Genomic DNA, 2358 nt, shown 5'->3' on the forward strand with positions numbered 1-2358 from the left:
GGGCGGAGCCGTGGCGGACGCCGCCCGGCGAGGCCGCCGCCGGTGGGGCGGAAACCGCCCCTGACCTGCGAAAACGTGTGATCCAGATCACCCCCGAGACCCCTGTTTCAGGTGGACCCGGGACCCCCAAATAAGGCAGAATTAGTGATGTCGGAAGGGGATGGCAGCCCCCGACGACGAACCCCGAACCTTCAACACCAGGGAGCGACCGTGACAACCGATCAGGTCGAGAACACGCCGGTGGACAACCGGTACCGGTCCGTAACGCTCACCTTCGCCGGAGACGGCGAGTGCTCCGCGTGCGGGCACGAGGAAACCCCGCTGTACTCCGGGGACGAAGTCGCCCGCGTGTGCCCCGTGTGCGTGGCCGCGACCTTCCCGCCGCCGCCGTGGGAGGGTGACTGCCCGCCCGAGAAGGCGGATGTCGTGATCACTCACACCCGCGCCGACGGCACCCTTCTGGAGGGCTCGCGCAAGGGAGACGGGATCTTTGAGGCGATCCGCCCGCACGGGTGGCGGTTCTTCCCCTCGCTCGGATGCCTGGGTCTCTACCACTCCCGGGACAGGTCGGCGGACCGGTACAAGATCGACCCGGCGGCGAAGGCGATTCGCGAACTGGGCTTCACCGTGTGTGTCGTGGTCAACGAGGACGAGCGCCGCGCGTTCGCGGACGCCGAGGCCGACCGCGAGGAGCGGGCCGAGAGCCGGGCCGAGCGGTTCGAGGACCGGGCCAGCCGTGCAACCGCTTCGTCCGATGCGTCTTACCAGCGGTCGAGGCAGATCGGAGAGCGCTTCTACATGGGGCAGCCGATCTTGGTCGGGCACCACAGCGAGGGACGAGCCCGGCGGGACCATGCCCGGATGGACAACGCTATGCGCAAGTCCATCCAGGAGGGGGAGCGTGCCAAGCACTGGGCCCAGCGGGCGGAGGCGTCCGGCGCGTACACGGAGCACCGTACGAACCCGGCCCGGACCCTGCGGCGGATCGAGACCAAGGAAGCGGACTTGCGCGGGGTCATCCGCTGGCAGCGCGGGGAGTCCAACAACGGCCACACCGTGCGGCTCTCGCCGGCCGTCGTGGTCGAGCTCTCGCGGCGGCGCGACGAGCTCACCGAGGAAGTCGGTTACTGGCGGTCGATCGTGGCCAAGGCGGAGGCCGAGGGGTTCAAGGTGTGGACGGCCGACGACTTCACCAAGGGCGACTTCGTGCGGTCCCGCGGATCGTGGTACGAGGTGCTGCGGGTCAACAAGAAGACGCTCACGGTCGCGTGGAACCTTCGACTTGCTCCGAAGGCGGTCATGACCGCCGCAGATGCGACGTTCGAGGACGGGCACGTCGGCAGGCAGCCGGTGGACTACTCCGACGTTAAGACGCGCATGAGTGCCGGGGACATGGCGCGCTATCTGGAGCGTGACCGTACGCCGAGCATCGCCGACGCCAAGGCGCTTATGGACGGCGTGACCGCCACCAGCACCGGGGACCAGGACCAGGCCCCGGCGGAGGTAGAAGGGTCCGCCGACATCCCCGAGCGCCTGCGGGACCTGCTGGCCGAGGGTGAGCAGATGCTGAAGCTGCCCGAACGCGAGTGGAGTTTCACCAGCACGTGCGGGCGGGTCTACCGGGTGCGAATGGTCACCGGGCGAGACGTCACGGACCTGCGTTTTGAGGTCCGCACCGTCAACGCGATCGGCACGGCTGTGGGTGTGGGCAAGGACTGGACCGGCACGCTGGAGGTGATCCGGGAGCACGCCGCAGCGGCCGGTGAGCACGAGGGCAAGCAGTGCCCGCGCTGCGGCCGGACGTGGGGCAAGGGGTTCGGGAGCCCGGAGGCCCCGGCCACCTGCACCCCGGGCCACTGGTCGTACTGCGACCGCGCCGCCGTACCGGTGGAGCAGGACGCCCCCAAGGACGCCCCGGCCAAGCCGAAGGCGAAGAAGCGCACGAGCGGGCCGAAGATGGTCATCGTCACCGCCGCCTACGGGTCGAGGCAGGCCCGCATGGTCTACGCGAACGGCCGAGGCACCGTGCGCGAGGACATCCCGGCCGTCTTCATCGACGCGCCCGAGGGCGTGAAGTTCAACGAGGGCCCCGCCTCCGCCGCCATCTGGCAGGGGGTGGACGAGGTCCTGGAGAAGGCCGGGTTCGTGCGACTCGGCGGCCGGACCGGAACCCGCTTCGGGGAAGTCCGCGCCAAGATCACCGAACGGGAGGACACGGAGCCGGTCGCGGCCGCATCCGCGCCGCAGAGCCCGGCGAGCTGAACACCCCGCCGAAGCCCGGCGCCGCCCCCCTCGGTCACGCGAGGCGGGGCGGCGCCGCCGCGGCGGTAGCGGACACGCCTGGCGGCGTGGCGGGGT

The 2358-nt window shown here is 70.5% G+C and carries 1 protein-coding gene; it reads left to right on the forward strand.

Going from position 1 to position 2358, the window contains the following annotated elements:
* The first annotated feature begins 210 nt into the window (after positions 1 to 210).
* Positions 211 to 2262, forward strand: a complete 2052-nt coding sequence (locus ACFC09_RS45975; RefSeq protein WP_376539176.1) for a DUF3560 domain-containing protein — start codon at positions 211 to 213, stop codon at positions 2260 to 2262.
* Positions 2263 to 2358 lie beyond the last annotated feature (96 nt).

It is taken from the genome of Streptomyces sp. NPDC056161 (assembly GCF_042268025.1).
Taxonomy (GTDB): Bacteria; Actinomycetota; Actinomycetes; order Streptomycetales; family Streptomycetaceae; genus Streptomyces.